The sequence below is a fragment of the Myxococcales bacterium genome, assembly GCA_012517325.1.
GTDB lineage: Bacteria > Lernaellota > Lernaellaia > Lernaellales > Lernaellaceae > JAAYVF01.
On the sequence record JAAYVF010000003.1, the window covers coordinates 28,741 to 48,045 of the forward strand.

A 19,305-nucleotide genomic window follows, 5' to 3' on the forward strand; every position below is an offset into this window, starting at 1 on the left:
TCGCTTCCTCCCGTCTGCTAGTTACGCAAGGGTTTGTTGTTTTGGAGCATGAACGCGATGCGCTCGCGGGTCTTGGGCTCACCCAGGAGGCTCATGAAGGCTTCGCGCTCGAGGTCCAACAGTTCCCATTCGCTGATCGTCTGGCCTTCCCAGCGGTTGCCGCCGGCGAGGATGTGGGCCAGTTTCGTCGCGATGAAAACGTCGTAGTCGCTGATCCAACCGGAATCCCGCATACCCTTGGCGCCGACGATGAAGGCCGCTTTCGTGCTTTCGCCGCCGACGGGGATGTCGACGCGCGGCAAGCCCGGATCGAAGCCCGCTTTCCGCATGCCCAACGCCACCTGCTTGGCTTTGTAGATGAGCAGGTCGCGGTTCGGCACCATGATGTCGGTCGCGCGCAGGATCATGTTGTCCACGGCGTCCTTCATGCCGACCGCCACCTTGGCCATCGCGACGTTCTCGAACGCTTTTTGCGCGAACGGCAGGATGGCGGTGTTGGCCGCGCCCTTGCCTTCGATCGTCCGCAAAACCATTTCCTTCGTGCCGCCGCCGGCCGGAATCACGCCAACGCCGACTTCGACCAGACCGATGTAGGTCTCGGCCGCCGCCACGACCTTCTGGCCGTGCAGGGTGATTTCGCAACCGCCGCCCAGGGCCATGCCCGCCGGAGCGGTGACGACCGGGCGCTTGCAGTACTTCATGCGCATGTTGGCGCGCTGCAGTTCGTAAGCCAGCTTTTCGACGACTTCGGATTGGCCCTGGTTCATCGCCATGAGAATCATGAAGATGTTGGCGCCGACCGAGAAGTTATCGGCGTGGTTGGCGACCACGGCCGCTTCGAATTTGCCTTCCTCGAGCAGATCGACCATCTTGTGCTGCATGTCGATGATGTCCTGGTCGATCGCGTTCATCTTGGTGTGGAACTCGAGGCACAGCACGCCGTCGCCGATGTCCCAGATCGTCGCGCCGTCGTTCTCGGCGACCTTGCCGATCGCGTCCTCGGACAACACGATGATCTTCGGGTCCTTGGCGACTTCGAGGTATTTGTGGCCGACCAGGTCGTACTGGTACAGCTTCTTGCCGTCCTTCTTGTAGAAGGTTTCGTTGCCCAGCTCGAGCATCTTCAGGATGTTGGCCGGCACCGGCTGGCCTTCCTTCTTCATCCGGTCGACGCTTTCGCGCAGGCCGATCGCATCCCACGTTTCGAACGGGCCGAGCTGCCAGTTGAAGCCCCATTTCATGCCGCGGTCGACTTCGAGGATCGTGTCGGAGATTTCGGGAATCCGGTTGGCGGCGTAGATCAGGCCCTGGCTGGCGACCTTCCACGCGAACTGGCCGGCTTTGTCGTCGGAATTGACGATTTTTTTCATGCGGGCGGCGAGGCCTTTTTCACCTTTGGCCGCTTTGATCGATTCGAATTCGGGCTTGGTGGCCTCGATGTATTCCATCTTGTTGTAATCGAGCACGAGGCGCTTCTTGCCGTCTTTCTTGTAGAAGCCGCCCTTGGTCTTGCCGCCGAGCCATTTCTTCTCGACCAGACCCTTCAGGAAGGCGGGCGGATCGAACACGTCGCGCTGTTCGTCATTCGGGCAACCGTTGAAGCAGGTTTCGGAAACGTGCTTCAAGGTGTCCAAACCGACCAGGTCCGCCGTCTTGAACGCGGCGGTCTTCGGGCGACCGAGCGGCGGGCCGACGATGGTGTCGACTTCGTCGATCCGCAGGCCCATTTCGGCCATGGCCTTCATGGTGGCCATCATGCCGTGCACGCCGATGCGGTTGGCGACGAAGTTGGGCGTGTCTTTCGCCCAGATGACGCCCTTGCCCAACGTGTCGGTGCAGAACTCGTCCATGAACTTGAGCAGTTCCGGCTTGCTCTTCGGATGCGGGATGATTTCGAGGAGTTTCATGAAGCGCACCGGATTGAAGAAGTGGGTGCCCATGAAATGTTCCTTGAGGGAATCCGAGCAATCCGCCGTCATCTCATCGACCGAAAGGCCGGAGGTGTTGGACGTGACGATCGAATCGGCCTTGCGGAACTTGTCCACCTTGGCGAGGATCTGCTTCTTGATGTCCATCCGCTCGACCACGACTTCGATGATCCAGTCGCAGTCGCCGATTTTCGCAAAGTCGTCGTCAAAGTTGCCGATTTCGATGAAATCGGCCGCCTTCGGCGTGTAAAAGGCGGGCGGTTTCGCCTTCAACGCGGCTTTGAGGCTTTCGGAAGCCAGCTTGTTGCGGACGTTCTTGTCGGTGGCGACCTTTTCCTTCTCTTTGTCCGTCAGCATATTGGGGAAGGGCACGATGTCCAGCATCACCACAGGGATGCCGCACCCGGCCAGATGAGCCGCAATGGCGCTGCCCATCACGCCGGAGCCCAACACCGCAGCTTTCCTGATCTGTCTGCTCATGCGAAGCTACCTCCTTTTGATTTATCACAATCAGGATAGAAATACTTATTTTGATACAAACAAAGGCGGCCAAAACGTGCCGTGACGCCTGGCTGTCCTGTCGTAGACTGGCGAGAGCGGATGCTCGGCAAAGTATCCTCTCGATTCGATTTTATGAATGAGTGCTCATTCAACCAGATTCTCGCAAAAGCCGCAAGAAAAAAATCCTGCTCGACTTTTCGTAGAGATCCCCGGAACCCCGACGGGTCGCCGCACGGCCTTGGCCAATGACGCGGCACCCCCTCAATTCAATATCTGACTGATGAACGCACCATATTCTTTACGGGTTGCGAAACGTATTGTAGCTGACGCCAAACAAACTGCAACCCACTTCGAAGAAAAAAATGGCTTGCCTTCGTTTTATTCCAAATCAATCAACACCATGCTGGAATTACATCTTGCTTTCGGATGGATCAATCGATGCTGGCCGCCCGACCTTTGCCCTTTTCCAAATCCTCCAGTGGAATTTGCAAATGCCAGGCGGCGCCGTCGCCCTCATAGACCAGGTGCACGAGGCCGGCGGCATCGATGGTCATCGCCAGGTCTTGAACCCCGTATTGGAAACCGCGATCCACCGTCGTCAGCCGCCAGGTCAGTCCGGTCTTCACCGCCACGATGATGCTGTTGTACTGGGTCTGTTTGACGAACGCCACCACCGGCGTCTCCGTTGGCGACAGAGCGATCGCCGTGCGTTGGTATTGATTGATCCCATCGGGAATGTTCGTGCGAACCCACTCGCCGTTGCCGGCGATCAGATCGCCCGTCGACATCAGCGTCCCGAAAAAATCCGTCGTATAGGAAACGTAAACCGTGCCGTCCGCCTTGCGAACCGCGTCGTTGTGGCTGCCCATGCGACGCATCGACGAGATTTCCGGGTCCGGCACCTCGATGGATTCGTGGTTCCAATTGACTCCAGGCTCACCCGGGTAGAAATAAAACAACGCTTCGTAGTCGACGTCACCGTAAATCGAGTAGCAATGCCACGTGCCCATGATGCCGGGCGTGTTGTCGTCGGCGAAGAGCAGCGAAACCGAGAAATCCGAGCCTTCGTTCCACCATTGGACGGTTTCGGCCACCCATTCCGGCCCCTTGGTGTAAATCAGCGCGCTATAATCCGCAAAGGGGATGGATTCATCGCGGCCGACCGCCGCGACGGCCGGGTTGCCCTCGTTGTCCAAAGCCAGGTCGTAATAGACGAACTCGCCTGGTTCAGACGTCGACAACGAACGGGGTTGCCAGTCGCCATCGCGGTTGGTCGCGTAGGTCAGCATGAAACCCCAATAAGCCAGGTGCGCCGCGCCGTCTTCGTCCACCACCACCGCCGGCGCCATGCCGTGAGCGTCCACCCAAGAGAAATTCCAAACGGCGGCGCCGCGTCGCGCCAGCCATACTTCCTGGGCGTCGGCTTTGATGCTCTGCACGCCGACGAAAGGACGGCCATTGCCGTTCAAGGCGATTCCGCCGGCGACCGCCTCGCCCGAATCGTCGATCGGCAACTCCCGCCATTTCTGTTCGGTTTGTTGGAGTAGGTAAACGCTTCCTTCATCCGAATCGGGATAAAGAATCGTGCTGTTTTCACCGGAAATGTCGATGGCGCTATATTGATATATTTTTCTCTGGCTTTCGACCGACTCCACATCCCATTGGATATCTCCTTGGATCGCCTTCCAGAGATTATCGGCGTCAACATCATTAAAGAGGATTACACAGTGGTTCTCTTCATTTATCTCTAATACCGGGATTGAGCTGCGGAGCCCTCCCAAATCAATAGTTTTCAAACTCCAACCTAATTCATTTTTTATTGCAAGACAGTTTGGTTCATCACCATAAAAGAATAGGTAAACAACATCATCAGGCCCTACGGTAATTGCCTGTCCATTGTTCAATTGCCCATCAACCGCTGTTTCAACAATCCAGCCATCAACTGTTTTTGTAGCGTAAGTCAGCTTCCGGAAAATCAGAGAATAAACTAGATGCGGCCGATTCTGGGAATCCAATGCCAAACGTGGTCGACATTTTGCGGTGAGGTCTCCCGAATCCACCTCTTCGACCACCCAAGCACCCGAGCGATTGGTGGCATAAAGCGCTTTGTCTTTGTAAACGTCCGGTAAAAACGCCGCGTGCAAATAACCCTCGCTATCCGCCTTGAAATCGAATTCGTACAAACCCGTACTCGGCCAATAGGCGTAATCGGCCACCTTTTCGAATTGCCATTCGCCGCCGACCTTTCGCGCCACGGCCAACCGATCGTTGACGATATCCTGAAACAAAATGTTCAATTCGCCGTCCGGCTTCACCGCCACCGCCGGCAGGACGGCGCCGTGCGCCACCAAATCGCGCGAAACGATCGCGCCGTCCTTGACGTAGGTGACGAACAGCGTCCGGCCCTTGATAAACGCCGCCGCCAGCGTGCCGTCCGCCAACCGCCCGACGCTCAACCCGTTTTCCCCCGGCACGCCGCCCGCGATCATCTCGATCCGTTTTCGCCCGTCGTCGTAATAAACCAGCGATTCCGACGGCGAGGTCGTGTCGTCGTTGTCATTATTGTCGTCGTTATCATTATCGTCATTATTGTCGTTATCGTCGTTATCATCGTTATCGTCATCGTCACTATCGTCATCGATGCTATCATTATCGTCATTGTCGTCGTTATCGTTATTGTCGTTATTGTCATCATCGCCGCCGGAATCGTCGTCATCGCCGCAAAGGCAGGAGGAAAGGATAAGGGAGGAAAAAATGACCAAAAGAACCGATAAAATAGGCGTCTTATCCGACAAAATCGCTTGCATTAGAATCTCACCCTTGTTCGATTACCCGCCTTCGCGATACATGGTGCATCGCGAAGGCGGGATCGGGTCGTTTCGTCTTACAAAGCGCTCAACAAACCTGTCTCCAAATCCGACTCGGTTGCGGGAATCGTCGAATTGCAAAGGCAACTGTCATCCTCTGAAATCCGGCTCTCGCCAGAAATTGTTATGAGGATCTTTTCTGCTTCGCCGAGGCAGACCGTCACGCTGGAGTCCACCTGGCGGAATTCGATCTCGATTTCACCCGCTTGGTCGAGCAGATCGTACTCCGCCTCCGTTTCCGGTACGAAAAGCCATTGCCCGATCAATTCCCGGGGAATATTCGAGGTGGTCTCTCCCCCGATACCGGCCCCGACAGCGAAAGCCAGCGGAACAAAAAAACCGAGAATAGCGATGAACAGTTTCCTCATGACGCTTTCTCCTTTCTACTCCAGATGAACGGCGTTCACGGCCGATAAACCCTTACGTCAATGTCGCGTTGCCTATTTTTATCGGGAGGGTAAAAAGAGTTTCTTTTTGGCGTTTCGCTTGCCGGTTATTGGGATTGCTTTTGCTTTGGAATATCCGCACCCAGACTGGGCACAATGTGAAACAATAGCAGCGATTGCGGGCTTGTACTCACCCTCGATGCTCGACATAACCGCTCCTCGTCCCAGTGGCGGCAAAGAATCATCCAGTTGTTTTCTTAATAAATCAGTCTCCCGGGAAACACAAGTACTTTATTGTATTCAATTCATTCGATCTGCCTGGGGCAATGCCATCAATCCGCAAACTCATGATTTGCGCCAGCCCAAGTTAACTCCGCAGCCCCTTGCAGGGCCCGGCATTCTTCATTAGTGTTCTGGACTTGAAGGTCGGAGAAATGATCCGGCCGGTTGGAGGAGTCGGAAGTGAAGCGAATTTTCGCGCTGTTTTTCGCGCTTTGCCTGGCCTTGGGGATGGCCCTGGCGGCTTTTATCTCTTGCCAGGATATGGAAGAGGCCGATATTCCGCCGCCCGGAACCGAGACTGACGACGACAGCAGTGGCGGCGATACCTGGTCCTGCGACATCTCACCCCAGGGCACCGTCGATCTGGCTTATACCCCGGATTGCGGCACCCTGCCCGACTGGGCCACGGAATTTTCGATCACCGGCCTGCGCGGCACGGCAGCCGTCATGGCCGACGGCGAGCGCTATCGCCTCCGCGGCCATTACAATTTCCCGGATAAACCGAAGGGGAAATTGGAGCCGTCGATCGAATGCCCCAGCGGCTCGAATTATCAGAAATGCAGCTATCCGTTCGACGAAAGCAGCGGCGATTTCGAGTTGCGCTGGCAGGTCGAAAACTGCCCCGATCTCAAGCACCCGACGACCATCACCATCAACCTTTACGACGAAAGCACCCGGCTCACGGTGCCGTTTTGCAACGTTTATCTCGGTGAACTCCCGGCCGCCGACGACGACTCCGCGTCCGACGACGACGACGGCTGGACTTGCGACATCCCCAACGACGGGTTGAGTCCCGTGCCGTACACCATCACCTGCACCGATCCGTACATCAATGGAAACGAGATTACCGTCGCCAGCCTGAACGGCACGGCGGACACCCTGGAAAAAGGCGCGCGCTTCGAGATTCAAGGCCAGTTGGACCTGACGACCATCAAGGCCGGCAAGGTCGAATTGACGATCGGCTGCCCGAACGGTTCAACCTACCGCAAATGCAGTTGGCCGTTCATCGAGCCGTCCGGCGATTTCACCCTGCGGCTGGAAGTGACCGACTGCGTGCCGCTGGATCACCCGAACGAAATCACCCTCAACATCTGGAACGCCGCCGACACGGAAACCATGGCGTTTTGCCACATCCTCCTCGGCGAAACCGCCGATGACGACAGTGCCGACGACGACGCCACCATCACGCCAGCGGGAGTCGCGCCGAAGCAGCACTAGGACCAGCATCATGACCAAGGCCGAACGCTTTCACATCCACCCGGAAAATCCGCAACAACGATTGATCGACAAGGTCGTGGAGGTGCTCAAGCGCGGCGGGCTCATCGCCCACCCCACCGATACCACCTACGCCCTGGGCGTGGCGCTCGACAACAAGCAGGGCATCGAAACGCTGTATCGCATCAAGGGCAAGGATCTGAAGCGGCCGCTGTCGATTTTGTGCTGCGATCTGTCGAACGTTTCGGAATACGCGCAGGTGGACGACGTGGCCTATCGCCTGCTGCGGCGCCTGCTGCCCGGCCCGTACACGATGATCCTGCCCGCCACCAAGGCGGCGCCGCGCATCGCGCAGACCCCCCGCAAGGAAGTCGGCTTGCGCGTGCCCGCCGACAACATCCTGCGGGCGATCGGCGAAAAGCTGGGGATGCCGCTGGTCAGCACGAGTTGCTCGGTGGCCGACGGCGAACTGCTGGCCGACCCCGACGACATCATGCGGTACTACGGCCATCAGCTCGACATCGTGATCGACGCGGGCTTCATCTACCCCGAGCCCAGCACGATCCTCTCGTTCATGAGCGGCCGCCCCGAACTCATCCGCCAGGGAAAAGGGCCGATCCAGGACGAACTCTAGTCGCCGCTGCCCGCCGCCAGATCATCCCACAGAATTTTTCGCACCCGCGCGCGCAATTCGTCGGGCGTCAGGCCGGCGGGCGAAAATGGCGGATGAAAGCGGACCCGCGCCTCGCCGGGCGTGAAGCGCAGCCGTTTGGGCGGCAGAATCCGGCGCGTGCCCTCGATGCTCACCGGCAGGATCGGCAAGCCGGATTCGACGGCGATGACGAACGCGCCCAGCTTGAAATCGCCGAGCGTGCCGGCGCGTTGGCGAATTCCCTCCGGGAAAACGCACAAGCTGCGGCCGGCGGCTCGCAAGCGTTCGAGGTGCGGCCGGATTTTTTCCAATTGGCCGCCGGCGCGTTCGCGCTCGACGGGAATGTGGCCGGTCAGACGCATCGCCCAGCCGAATACCGGGATTTTGAACAAAACGACCTTGGCCAGCATCCGCAACGGCACCGGGCAGGTCAGGTAGAGCGCGACCGTATCCAGATGGCTGCGATGATTGGCCACCACCACGTAATTTTGCCGCGCGTCGACGTTGTCCAGGCCGCTCGCCGCGACGCGCATCCCGCCGGCGCTCGCCACCGCGCGGCACCAGCGGCGGGTCACGCGGTCGATCACCGGCCCGGTGAATCCCAGCAACGCCGCCAGCAACGCCAGATCGCCCCAGACCAGGGTCGCCCAAATGATCCGCGCCAGAGCGAAAGTGTTGCGGCAGGCGTTCATCGGCTCAACGCTCCAGAATGGCGCAGGTTTCCAGGTGGAAGGTCTGGGGAAACATGTCGAAGGCGCGAACAATCCGCAGGGCGTAGCCGAATTTGGCCAGCGCCTCGAGGTCGGCGACGAGCGTCAGCGGCTCGCAGGAAACATAAGCGATCCGCGCGGGGCGCAAGGTGCCGAGCAACCGGACGCCCTCTTCCCCGATGCCGTCGCGCGGCGGATCGAGCAGCACCAGTTCGTATTTGCGGCGCTGAACGACCAGTTGGCGCAGGGTCGCGATCACCTCGCCGGCGATGAATTGGGCATTGCTCGCCCCCGCCGCTTCGATATTGCGCCGGCCGAATTCCGCCCCGCGCGGCCACTCGACCGCCGTCACCTCGCCGGCCGCCCGCGCCAGCGGCACGGTGAAGTTGCCGATACCGGCGTACAGTTCGAGAACCCGGTCGTTTTTGCCGGGCGCGAGTTCGCCGAGCGCGAAAGCGATCAGCTTCTCGTTCACTTCCGGATTGACCTGGGTGAAACAATCGGGCGCGAAGAGCCGTTCCTCGCCGCCGACGCGCCACCGGCAAACGGCGTTCGCGGCCACCGCGAAACGATCGCCTTGCCATTCGAACCAATCGCGCGGCGAATTGATTTCCAGCGGATCGTAAAACGGATGCAGAAAAAGCCGGCCGGTCGCCGGATCGAGGACGCCCTTGATCTTGAGCGGATAGGTCGAACCGACGTGAAGCGGCATCGCCTGCCGATAAGCCGCCGCCGCTGCGAACAACTTTTCCTCCAGCGGCTGGCGCATCAGGTGGCAGGACCGCAAGGGCACGACCGCGTTGCTGCGCCGTCGCTGCATGCCGAACGAGCCGTCCGCGCCCAGCGTCAGCACGCTCCGCATGCGGTAACGGCATTCCAATGGCGACGCTTCGGGAGGCGCAAGTTTTTCGTGCGGCAGCCCGCGGCGGCGGAGAATGTACCGGAGGATTTCCTGTTTGGCGGCCAATTGAGCCGGATAATCCAGGTGCATCAACTGGCAACCGCCGCATTCGGCGTAATGCGGACACGGCGGCAAAACGCGCGCCGGCCCGGCGGCCAGCAATTCGGTCAGATCGGCTTCGACATAACGCTTCCGGGCCTGAATCACGACGGCGCGGACCCGGTCGCCCGGCGCGGTCGCCTCGACGAAAAAGGCGATCTGGTCGTAGCGCGGCCGCACCGCCGAACCTTTTCCCTTGCCGTTTGGGGCCACGGTCTCGATCAGAATTTCCACGGTTTCGCCGACCGCGGGCAACGGCAGGGGCATCGCCTTCTCCTTTCGGCGGCCATTCTAGAAACCGCTTTTCCGGCCCGCAAGCGTACTTGTCCGAAAACGCGGGCGACGCTAGGCTGGAGACCATGTTGCGCCAAATGATCGCCCTTGTTTTGCTAGTGGCCGTCGCCTTGATGGCGAGTGGCTGCTTCGACGTCGACACCGAGGTGAAGGTGCTGCCCGACGGCAGCGGCTTCGTCACCGTGTGGGTGCGCATGACGACGCGCCTGGCGGCCATCGGCACGGCGGCCCGCGGCTCCAGCCTGGCGGCGGAAAAGGTCGCCCTCCTGCGCCGCCTAGACGAGATTTTTTACGAGCGGGAAGGCGTCCGGCTGGTGGATCGCAACATCGTCGAGGAGGCCGATTCGCAGGTGTTGCGCTATCGATATTCGTTCGACGACGCCGCGGCCTTGAACCGTTTCTGGGCCGACGCCGAAAACGCCAAACAGGACGTGACCATCAGCGGCGCCAAGTTGGATCTGGTGCGGACCGGCGCCGACTGCGGCGCCTCGTTCGACGCCACGGTGTCTTTCACGCCTCGTCCGCTGGAGCAGATTCTCGAGATCGGGACCGCCGTCTTCGGCAAACAGGCGCCCGAGACCAAAACGCAACTGGCGGAGGAATATTACAAAGGTCGCTTCCGGTTGCGCCTCGTTCTGCCCGGGCAGACCGCCGGGGCCGACGCCGATCAGGTCGATACCGCCGGCCGGCCGATCTGGCAGAAAAGCCTCTATGACCTGCTGCGTAACGGCCTGGTCGCCAAAGCCGCCTCGCGGCTCGATTGCGACGGCAACACCGCCCGCCCCGCCGCGCACGACGAAAGCTTTCCGGCGCCCGCCGAAACGATTTCCGACGGCCCGCGGCCGACCATGGCCGAGGTGCTCGAAGCGCTCAACGGCCTGGGCGATCTGGTGACGATGGAAATCCGGGCCGACGTCGATAAGAAAAGCAGCCTGCGTCTGACCTACCGGATCGACAGCCGGGTCGATCAGCCGGTGCAGAATCTTCTGCTGGCCATGCTCGCGCCCCTGTCGACCCTGGCCGAGGATTGGGAGTGGCAAAGCAGTCGCGACAAGGACGGTTTCCTGCGCCTGACGCTGCGCACGAAAAAGCCGCTGCGGTTGGATCAAACCGGCAGTGGTTTTCTGTTCGCCGGGCGCGACGGCAATCACTTCACCTTCCGCCTGAAACTGCCGCCGCTGGTGCTGGCCCGCGCCGCGCGCGGCCCCGACGATCCGGGGCCGGTCATGGTCAAGGTCCGCGTGAAAATGCCGCGCCGGATCGCCCAAGCCAACGCGACCTTCGTGGAAGGCCAATCCGCCCGCTGGGTCCTCACCCAACGCGATCTGGTCGAACCGGTGGTGCTGGAAGCGATCAGCGAACCCTGACCCGTGCCTACAGTGACCGCCGTTCGCCCCCGGCCAACTGCGCCGCCGTGTGGATGACCGTCTGCAACGCCATGTCGGTCGGATCCAGAATCATCGCGCCGACGCCGTGGGCCACGGCCATGGCCGCGAAAACGCGATTGACGGTACGCCGTTTCACCATGCCGTAGGAAATATTCGACAACCCGATCACCGTTTCGGCCGCCGGAAAGTGACGGCGCAGCGAGGCGATCGTTTCCAGGGTCACCGCGGCGCCCTCCGGGTTCGCGGTCAGCGGCTGAACAATGGCATCGAAGTACAAGCGATCCGGCGGTAATCCGGCGTCGGCGGCCCGGCGATAAATCTGTTCGCACATTTCGAGCCGGCGGCACACGTTGGGCGGCACGCCTTGATCGTCCATCGCCAGGGCGATCACCCCGGCGTTATGGGCCATCGCCAGATCCAGCATGGCTTCCAGCCGGGCCGGCGCGGCGGTAAGGGAATTGAGCAGCAAGCGTCGCCGGCCCGCCAGGTGAGCGGCGGCGCGGCGAAGGATTTCCGGATCGGGACAATCGAGACAGAGCGGCTGTTGGCCGGCAATCAACGCGCGGTCGATCAGCCACTTCAGGTCGTCGGCCACCCGGCGGCCCGGCTCGTTGCCGCAACCCGCGTGCAGATCGAGATAGTGGCAGCCGGCCCGCGTCTGGCGGTCGATCAAGTCGTCGATGAAAGAGGCGTCGCGCTCCGCGACCGCCCACTGGACGGCCTGAATGCCGACATTGATTTTTTCGCCGATCAGGATCATCGCCGCCTTCCCGACGCGCAACCTTCGCTGGTGGTGATATCTGATTTATCGTCCATTTTCGGGGGCCGCTTTATAGCGGAGGCAATTTTTGTTATTTTTATCGCCATGAAACACACCGATGATCTCCATCAACTGCCGTTGCCGCCGCTGGGTGTGACGATTTTCCGTCACAAACCACAATGGGCGGGCGAAATCGCCGATTTCGCGGGCCTTAGTTTTTGCCGGGCCGTGGCCGAAGCGACCGCCGGAGCGGAGCTTTGGGTCGACGGCGGTTCGATTCACGTCTGCCAGTGGTCGCCCGTCGGCCTGGGCTTGCGCGAGCCGGTCGCCCAATTCCAAAAAGATCTGTCCCCGCGCCTGCCGTTCGGCATCGCCGGATTCCGCCTGGCGCCGCTGGATCGCCAGCGCGCCGGAGTAACGCCGGACGTGGTTCTGGTGCGCGGGCCGGCGACGATCATCCGGGTCATGGCGGAAAAAGCCGGGTGGGACCGGGCGGCCTGGGAATTCGCCGCCGAGGACAATCTGGCTCGCAGCGCGCTTTTTCCGATGAAATCGCAGCGGGACGGCAAGGGACCGTTTTTTCTGAAATCGGTCAATCGTGTTTTGGGTTCGCTGGATAAGGTGCCCGGTTGGGAAGCCTGCACGGCATTCGCCTTCCGGAATCGCGGCATCTCGGCGGGCTTCGAAGCGATCATCAAGCGGTATTTATCGAGCATGTCGGTCTGCCGCAATTCGGTGGTCATCCCCTATTTAACCGGCAAATTCAACATTTCCTATTTTTGCGCCGGCGGCATTTCCTGGGGCGGCAATTACCCGTTCCACGTCACTTCCGGCTGGCCTTCCGCACTGTGGCCGGAGGTGTCCTCAATCCTTTCCTGGTGAAACCGGTTTCAATAACGAGCTTTCACCGAGGCGGATTTTCAGCGGGTCGAGCGCCCCGCCCGGCGCACCCGTCGCCGCCTCCAGAAGTTCGCCCAGATTGTTCGCGGTAACCCCGCCGGAAATCTTGATGCCGCCCGCGAACGATTCGCGCATCAGGCGCAGGGCGTGAACCGTCGCGCCGCCGCGGCCGAAACCGGTGCTGGTTTTGACGAAGTCGGCGCCGGCCTCGCCGCACAGCCGGCAGGCCCGGCGGATTTCGTCGTCGGTCAATTCGCAAACCTCGAGGATCACCTTCAGCCGGGCGCGATAACCGGCGGTCGCCGCGCGCAGCGCCGTCAGATCATTCGCGACGCTTCGCTCGTCGCCGTTTTTCAAATCGCGCCACCGCAAGACGGTGTCGATCTCCGTCGCCCCATGGTCGAGCGCCCAACGCGTTTCCTGCAACTTGAGCGCCGACGGATTCCGGTCGCCGAGCGGAAAACCGACCGTGGCCGCGACTTGGATCGCCAAGCGATTCTCCGCGGCCAGACGGCGGATCGTTGGTTCGACTTCGTCGTGCCGGACGCAAATCGCGTAAGGCGGCGCGGGCAAAGTGAAGGTCTGCCGCAGAAAATCGTCCCAAGCGGTTTCGTAGGCCGCCAGCGGATCGGCGGCCTGCCCGCGAAAGGCTTCCGGCCGCGCCAGAAACGTATGATCGCAGATGCACGCCACGTCGGCGGGGGTCAAGGCGCGATAATCCACTTTTGTTCCCTTACCCGCGGCAATGCCGCAACCGGCGCCGCAAAAACGAACCGACAACGAATCCGTTCTTGCGGAAACGGGCGAATCAATCCTTTTTCTCGGTCGCCACTTGCAGCTTGAACAAGTAATTCAGAGAACGCGTGTCGTTTTCGCCGTCACATCGGACGCAAGCTTGAAATTCAAGGTTCCAATCGGTCAGGTATGGTTTGAGAAATACCTGCGCATCGCCGAGCGTGGCCAGGTTATGCCACCAATCGGCTTCGGACGCATCGATGGTCGGCCAGTCCAGTTCCACTTCGCCGTCCGCGTCGGCCAGATAAGCCGTGCAATTAAATCCGCCCGTCTCGACCGGCGTCCAGGCGGCGTCACTGTAGGCTTGAAAAACCGTCCAGAGCCAGATCTGTTCGAAGTCTTCCGGTCCGGCGTCGGCTCCCAGTTTGTCCAGTTCGTTGACAATGGACGTGGTCACGCAGGCGGGCTGCCCGCCGTCCGCCGGGTAGTCCACAACGATCGGGTCCAATTCCAGGTAGGCGATTCCATCGATGAAAAATTCGTCGAGCACCGATTCGACCACGTCCTCGGCCGCATCCTCCACCTCATCCTCGAAACAACTGCAACCCGGCGCCAGAACAACGGCACTCGCGGCCATGAGAAAACAGAACATCCATAAATAATTATTCATTCGCGCCCTCCTACTCGTGAAAACACCGTTCTGCCGATTGGCGGCGGAAACCATCGCGATCCGGTTGCAAATTCGAGGATGTACGAAAAAATAACACCAGTTTGGCCAAATAAAGTCAACTGGAATCGGGCGCCAAGCGGGCCGGGAACGGCGCGCTTCACCCATGAAACCCAAAAATGCGGGTTACGACTCGATGAGCGGCGAACTCTTCCCGTTTTCCACGGTCAGTTCCTGAATCGTGGCGAGTTGATGTTCGTCGGGACGAGCGCTCGTGCCGTTTTGCTTGAGTTTTTCACGGTAGCGCCGCAGGGCCGGAGCCATGATTTCGCCGATCAGCGTGCGGTAATCCATGCCGGCGCTCTGGGCGATCAGGCACAGGTCCGACCACCCGGGCGTCAGGCCGGGCAGCGGGTTGCACTCGATGAAATACGGCTTGCCGACCCGGTTGAGCCGCAGGTCGATGCGGGCCACGTCGCGGCAACCGAGCAGAATGAAGGCGTTTCGGGCGACGCGCTCCAACTCGCGCAGCAGCTTGGCGTCGACGTTCGCTGGGGTGTCGTAGCGGATTTCCTTGTTTTCGCTGAGCTTGTGCTCGAAGGTATAAACCGGATGCCGCGCCTCGGGATTGAGGTAGACGATTTCCATCGGCGGCAGCACCTTCGGCCGCGTTTCGCCCAGGAGCCCGAGGGTGAATTCGCGGCCCGGCAGATACTCCTCGACCAGCATCGGCTGTTTGTACTTGGCCAGCAGCACGGCCGCCAATTCGCGCAGGCGATCCTCGTTTTCGACGACGCTGTCGGGCATGACGCCCTTCGAGCTGCCCTCGGCAATCGGCTTGATCAGCACGGGGAAGCTCATGTCCTTCGGGAACCGTTCCTTCGCGGTGCGCATGACGAAGAACTTGGGCGTCGGCACGCCCGCCTGGATCAGGATTTTTTTCGACAGCGCTTTATCGAGGGTCAATGACAGCGTGGCCGGATCGGAGCCGGTGTACGGAATGGCCAGCAGTTCGAGAATGGACGGCACCTGGGATTCGCGGTTGCGGCCGATGATGCCCTCGGCGATGTTGAACACCAGGTCGACCTGGGCCGCCGTGATCAGCGAGGCGAATTCGGGCGTCGCCTCGACGTAAACCACGTCGTGGCCGTAGGAAGCGATGGCGTCGCCGAGCGCCTGGACGGTCTTGGGCGAATCGTACTCGGCTTCGCTGTCGTCGTCGTCGGCCTGTTTGGGAACGATGCGCTTGAGGTTGTAGGTGACCGCGACGCGCAGCGGCCGGCGACGGATTTTCGATTTGCTCTTGGAGACTTTGATGCCCTGGCGTTCGGCGGCGCTGCGGATCACCGTTTCCAGCACGCCGTCGATGTCCTTGACGCCCACTTGTTTGGCCGACAGATAAATGCCGGCGCCCGCGTCGAGGCTGGGCAGCGCGTTGACTTCGATGAAGTAGATGCGGCCGTCGGGCATGACGCGGTAGTCGATGCGGCCCAGATCGCGGACGCTGAGCAGCGAATAGATTTTCTTGGAGTAGCGCAGCAGTTGGTCCATCTGGGCCGGGGTCAGCACCGCCGGGCACTTGACCGAAACCGCGTTGCTGGCGAACTGCTTCAGGGTGAAGTCGTAGATGTTGTACTTGCGTTCGCTCATCGCCGAGGTCTCGAAATGGTACTCCGCCGGCGGCAGCACGCCGCTGGTTTTCGGCGACGATTTTTCGAGAAAGGCCACCGTCACGTCGCGGCCGGGGATGAATTCCTCGATCAGCACGCCGGCCGGGTAGCGCAGCAGCAACTCGCGCACCTTGTCGTACAGCATGTCCGGGTAATCGATGACCGAATCCTGGCTGATGCCCTTGGAACTGCCTTCGAAATTCGGCTTGACCAGCACCGGATAGCGCAGTTCCGGCGGGGTCCAGTTGCGCATGTCGTCGATGAACACCCATTGCGGCGTCGGAATGCCGTAGCTGGCGACAAGGTACTTGGTGAGTTGCTTGTCGAGCGTGACCGTGCAGGTATAGGCGTCCGAGCCGGTGTACGGCAGATTGATCTGGTCGAACAGTCCCGGATAAAACGCTTCGCGGTAGCGCCCGAAGCGCCCCTCGGCGGTGTTGAAGACCAAGGCCGGATTCAAGGCTTCGAGCCGGGCGACGACGCGGGACGCCGGGCCGGACACCTCGACCAATTCGACTTCATGGCCCAACCGTTCCAGCGATTCGCTGATCGCCCGGATGGTTTCCGGCCGGTCGAATTCGGCCTCTTCCTCGGTCTGGCTGACTTGCAAGTTGTGGGTGAATGCGATCTTCATTTTTCCCTTCTCTCTGATTCAATCGGAAACGCGCCCGCAGGCCATGCTTTTCGTTGCACGCATCACAACCGGACGATTAGTTCAAGCCACTTTTTCGAAGGTTGGCGCAGGAGGAAGGGTCGGGCCGGGTCCGGGCACACCAAGGGGGGGTCATCGCCTTCGGTCGATGTTTCGTTGGACGCAAAAGCCGGTTTTTGTCTCGTGATCAATTGCTTTCGCTTTCGGGAAATCGGTTGACCTTAACAAGGACCACCCGCGTTCCCCGCCAACATATAATTTTTTTCCCCCCAGTCAATCAAAAATCACGGTCCTCATCATTTTTTCCGCGCGCGCCGTCATGGGTCCGCGGCGACCCGTCATTTTCATCGACCGACCGATCCGGTTTTCCCGGGCGAGTTTGTCTTTTTTTGAGAATTCCACTATGCTCGGTCGACTTTGGTGAAGAAGCTTGATTGTCCCATTCCGGACAAAAGCACGATACAAACCGCTCAAGGAGTCAGTGATGCGGCATTCCACTCACTTGCTGTTCTCCCTCATTCTCTTTTTTGCCCTGATCGCCACGGCCCAGGCCGAAACCCACTGGATTCGGTTCGACGGCACCATGGCCGATCAAAACGCGAAAATCGTCATCCAGGACAATTCGAAAAGCGACTTCGAATTCCGGATGCATTTACCGGGGTTGCGGGTCCGCGACATCGTCGTGGACGGCGCCGATTGGCAGGATCTGGATTTCGGCCAAAGCACCCGCCAGGCCAATCCCGGCGATCCGGCCGTCCCCGTGTTTTCGCGCTGGATCGCGCTGCCCCAGGGCGCCGCGCCGCAAATCGAAGTGACCTTGAGCAACGCCACGGTGATCGAAAACGTCAATTGCGCGCCCGCCCAGGCGCCGTACGCCGATTGCTACGGCGAACCCGATCCGGAGTTCGCCCGCAACGAAAAAATCTACGACAAAAACGCCTGGTGGCCGGAAAAGCCCTATCGCGTCGAAGGCCCCTATGTCATTCGCGGCCTGCGGATGTTTTTGTTGCAGATCTACCCGGTTCAAATCAATCCGGTGACGCTGCAAGCCCGCGCCTACGCCGACGCGGTCGTGCACGTCGGGTTCTCCGGCTCGAAAGGCCGCTTCTTCGACCGTCATCAGGCGGCCAGTTTCCAGGCGATTTACGAACAAGCGATGAACCGGATGGCCTTCGCCGATGAAACGCCGCCGGCCGCGACCGGCAAGAGCCCGAACGGCGCCGAATACGTCATCCTGACCGACCCGGCCTTCGTCGATCCCGCCCAGGATCTGGCCGACTGGAAAATTCTGCAGGGCTACGACACCGAAATCTACACCACCGATGAAGTCGGCACGACGGCGGCCGCGATCAAGGCCTGGGTGCAGGAAGCCTACGACACCTGGGATCCCGCGCCGGAATTCGTCCTGTTCATCGGCGACTCCGAACACATCACCCCGACCTACGACGATCCGTACATCGCATCCGACCTGTACTACTTCACCGTCGACGGTTCGGACATCTTCGCCGACATCGCCTACGCCCGCATCACCGCCGACACCGTCGAAGAACTGCAAAAGCACATCACCGACATTATCAACTACCAGCGCTATCCGATCGTCGACAGCGCCTTCTACACCAACTCGTATCACGCCGCCTACTTCCAGCATCAGGGCGGCGGTTACGAGGAACGGCGGTTCCTGCGCACCACCGAGGAAACCTACCAGTGGTTCAACCAGTACATGGCCGACAGCCCGTTCACCCCGCACCGCATCTACGTGACCGAGGCGGCGGTGACCCCGCGCTTCTGGAACCAGGATGTCTACCTGTGGACGGCGAGCTGGTGGACCTATTCGACGGTGGACATCGTGCCGGAATTGCTGCGCGCCAACGGGTTCGCCTGGAACGGCGGCGCCTCGGACATCACCGCGGCGGTCAACGGCGGCACCTCGTTCCTGACCCACCGCGATCACGGCGACACCGACGGCTGGTCGGACCCGGCGTTCGTCACCAACCAGGTGCTCGCGCTCACCAACGGCGACAAGCAGCCGATCGTCTGGTCGATCAACTGCCTGACCGGCTATTTCGACAACGACGACAAGAACGGCGAATGCTTTTCGGAAGCGTGGGAACGGAACGTGAACGGCGGCGCGGTCGGCGTTCTCGCCTCGACGCGCGTCAGCTACTCGGGTATCAACGACCGCATGTTCTGGGGCTGGCTCGATTCGATGTGGCCGGAATTCATCCCCGAATACCCGACCGGCACCAACAACTCGCCCGAATGGCGGGCCAGCCTGCTGATGCTGTACGGCAAGCTTTACATGGATACCTGCTACCCCGGCGACGCCTACGCCACCGAAGGCATCGAGGAATTTCATTGGTTCGGCGACCCGACCCAGGAACTGTACGCGGGCGAGCCGCAGACCTTCACCGTTTCGCATCTGCCGATCGTGCCGATGGGCGCGACCGGCTTTGACGTGGAAGTCAACGCCGACGACGCCCGGGTCGCCCTGGTGCAAAACGGCCTGATTCTCGGCAAAGCCTACAGCGCCGGCGGCGCCGCGCACATCGAATTCGACGGCCCGATCGGCGACATGACCGACGTTCACCTGACCATCACCCGCCGCAATTACCGGCCTTACGAAACCGACATCATGGTCGGCGCCACTTCGGACGGCATCGTCGCCCTGAACCGCGTCGCCTACTCCGAAAGCGACACC

The 19,305-nt window shown here is 60.5% G+C and carries 13 protein-coding genes and 1 pseudogene; 5 read left to right on the forward strand and 9 right to left on the reverse strand.

The features are described 5' to 3' along the window. Positions 1 to 17 precede the first annotated feature (17 nt). The 3 genes and pseudogenes from GX444_00300 to GX444_00310 form a co-directional block, all read right to left on the reverse strand. Positions 18 to 2,408 (reverse strand): 3-hydroxyacyl-CoA dehydrogenase, encoded by a 2,391-nt coding sequence (locus tag GX444_00300; GenBank protein ID NLH47022.1) that lies wholly within the window; start codon positions 2,406 to 2,408, stop codon positions 18 to 20. A gap of 2,588 nt (positions 2,409 to 4,996) precedes the next feature. After that, positions 4,997 to 5,236: pseudogene (locus GX444_00305) on the reverse strand (hypothetical protein). 77 nt (positions 5,237 to 5,313) lie between these two features. Beyond that, positions 5,314 to 5,664, reverse strand: a complete 351-nt coding sequence (locus GX444_00310; protein ID NLH47023.1) for a hypothetical protein — start codon at positions 5,662 to 5,664, stop codon at positions 5,314 to 5,316. A gap of 480 nt (positions 5,665 to 6,144) precedes the next feature. Here GX444_00310 and GX444_00315 point away from each other — a divergent pair, with 480 nt between their 5' ends. Together GX444_00315 and GX444_00320 are read left to right on the forward strand one after the other, a co-directional pair. Next, the gene (locus GX444_00315; protein NLH47024.1) at positions 6,145 to 7,182 is read left to right on the forward strand and encodes a hypothetical protein; all 1,038 of its coding nucleotides are present in this window, start codon (positions 6,145 to 6,147) and stop codon (positions 7,180 to 7,182) included. Positions 7,183 to 7,192: 10 nt separating this feature from the next. Then, the gene (locus GX444_00320) at positions 7,193 to 7,813 is read left to right on the forward strand and encodes a threonylcarbamoyl-AMP synthase (protein ID NLH47025.1); all 621 of its coding nucleotides are present in this window, start codon (positions 7,193 to 7,195) and stop codon (positions 7,811 to 7,813) included. Here GX444_00320 and GX444_00325 read toward each other — a convergent pair. Together GX444_00325 and GX444_00330 are read right to left on the reverse strand one after the other, a co-directional pair. Further along, a complete protein-coding gene (locus GX444_00325; GenBank protein NLH47026.1) occupies positions 7,810 to 8,523 on the reverse strand; it encodes a 1-acyl-sn-glycerol-3-phosphate acyltransferase in 714 nt (237 codons plus the stop codon). The genes GX444_00320 and GX444_00325 overlap by 4 nt on opposite strands. A 4-nt stretch (positions 8,524 to 8,527) precedes the next feature. Then, complete coding sequence (locus tag GX444_00330; GenBank protein NLH47027.1) at positions 8,528 to 9,808, reverse strand: class I SAM-dependent RNA methyltransferase; 1,281 nt, start codon at positions 9,806 to 9,808, stop codon at positions 8,528 to 8,530. 92 nt (positions 9,809 to 9,900) lie between these two features. Here GX444_00330 and GX444_00335 point away from each other — a divergent pair, with 92 nt between their 5' ends. After that, a complete protein-coding gene (locus GX444_00335; GenBank protein ID NLH47028.1) occupies positions 9,901 to 11,202 on the forward strand; it encodes a hypothetical protein in 1,302 nt (433 codons plus the stop codon). 7 nt (positions 11,203 to 11,209) lie between these two features. Here GX444_00335 and GX444_00340 read toward each other — a convergent pair whose 3' ends face one another. Next, positions 11,210 to 11,983 (reverse strand): dihydropteroate synthase, encoded by a 774-nt coding sequence (locus GX444_00340; protein NLH47029.1) that lies wholly within the window; start codon positions 11,981 to 11,983, stop codon positions 11,210 to 11,212. A 105-nt stretch (positions 11,984 to 12,088) separates the two neighbouring features. Between GX444_00340 and GX444_00345 the strand changes: the two genes are divergently transcribed. Further along, the gene (locus tag GX444_00345) at positions 12,089 to 12,865 is read left to right on the forward strand and encodes a DUF169 domain-containing protein (GenBank protein ID NLH47030.1); all 777 of its coding nucleotides are present in this window, start codon (positions 12,089 to 12,091) and stop codon (positions 12,863 to 12,865) included. On the opposite strand, the gene deoC is transcribed toward GX444_00345, so the two are convergent. From deoC to GX444_00360, 3 genes are all read right to left on the reverse strand, one after another. Continuing rightward, complete coding sequence (gene deoC / locus GX444_00350) at positions 12,848 to 13,606, reverse strand: deoxyribose-phosphate aldolase (protein NLH47031.1); 759 nt, start codon at positions 13,604 to 13,606, stop codon at positions 12,848 to 12,850. The genes GX444_00345 and deoC overlap by 18 nt on opposite strands. Before the next feature lie 85 nt (positions 13,607 to 13,691). Continuing rightward, positions 13,692 to 14,288: a hypothetical protein gene (locus tag GX444_00355; GenBank protein NLH47032.1), complete on the reverse strand. Its 597-nt coding sequence runs from the start codon at positions 14,286 to 14,288 to the stop codon at positions 13,692 to 13,694. 183 nt (positions 14,289 to 14,471) lie between these two features. Beyond that, positions 14,472 to 16,589: a D-alanine--D-alanine ligase gene (locus tag GX444_00360; GenBank protein ID NLH47033.1), complete on the reverse strand. Its 2,118-nt coding sequence runs from the start codon at positions 16,587 to 16,589 to the stop codon at positions 14,472 to 14,474. A 502-nt stretch (positions 16,590 to 17,091) separates the two neighbouring features. Between GX444_00360 and GX444_00365 the strand changes: the two genes are divergently transcribed. Next, on the forward strand, positions 17,092 to 19,305 hold a 2,214-nt coding region (locus GX444_00365), incomplete at its 3' end, for a hypothetical protein (GenBank protein ID NLH47034.1).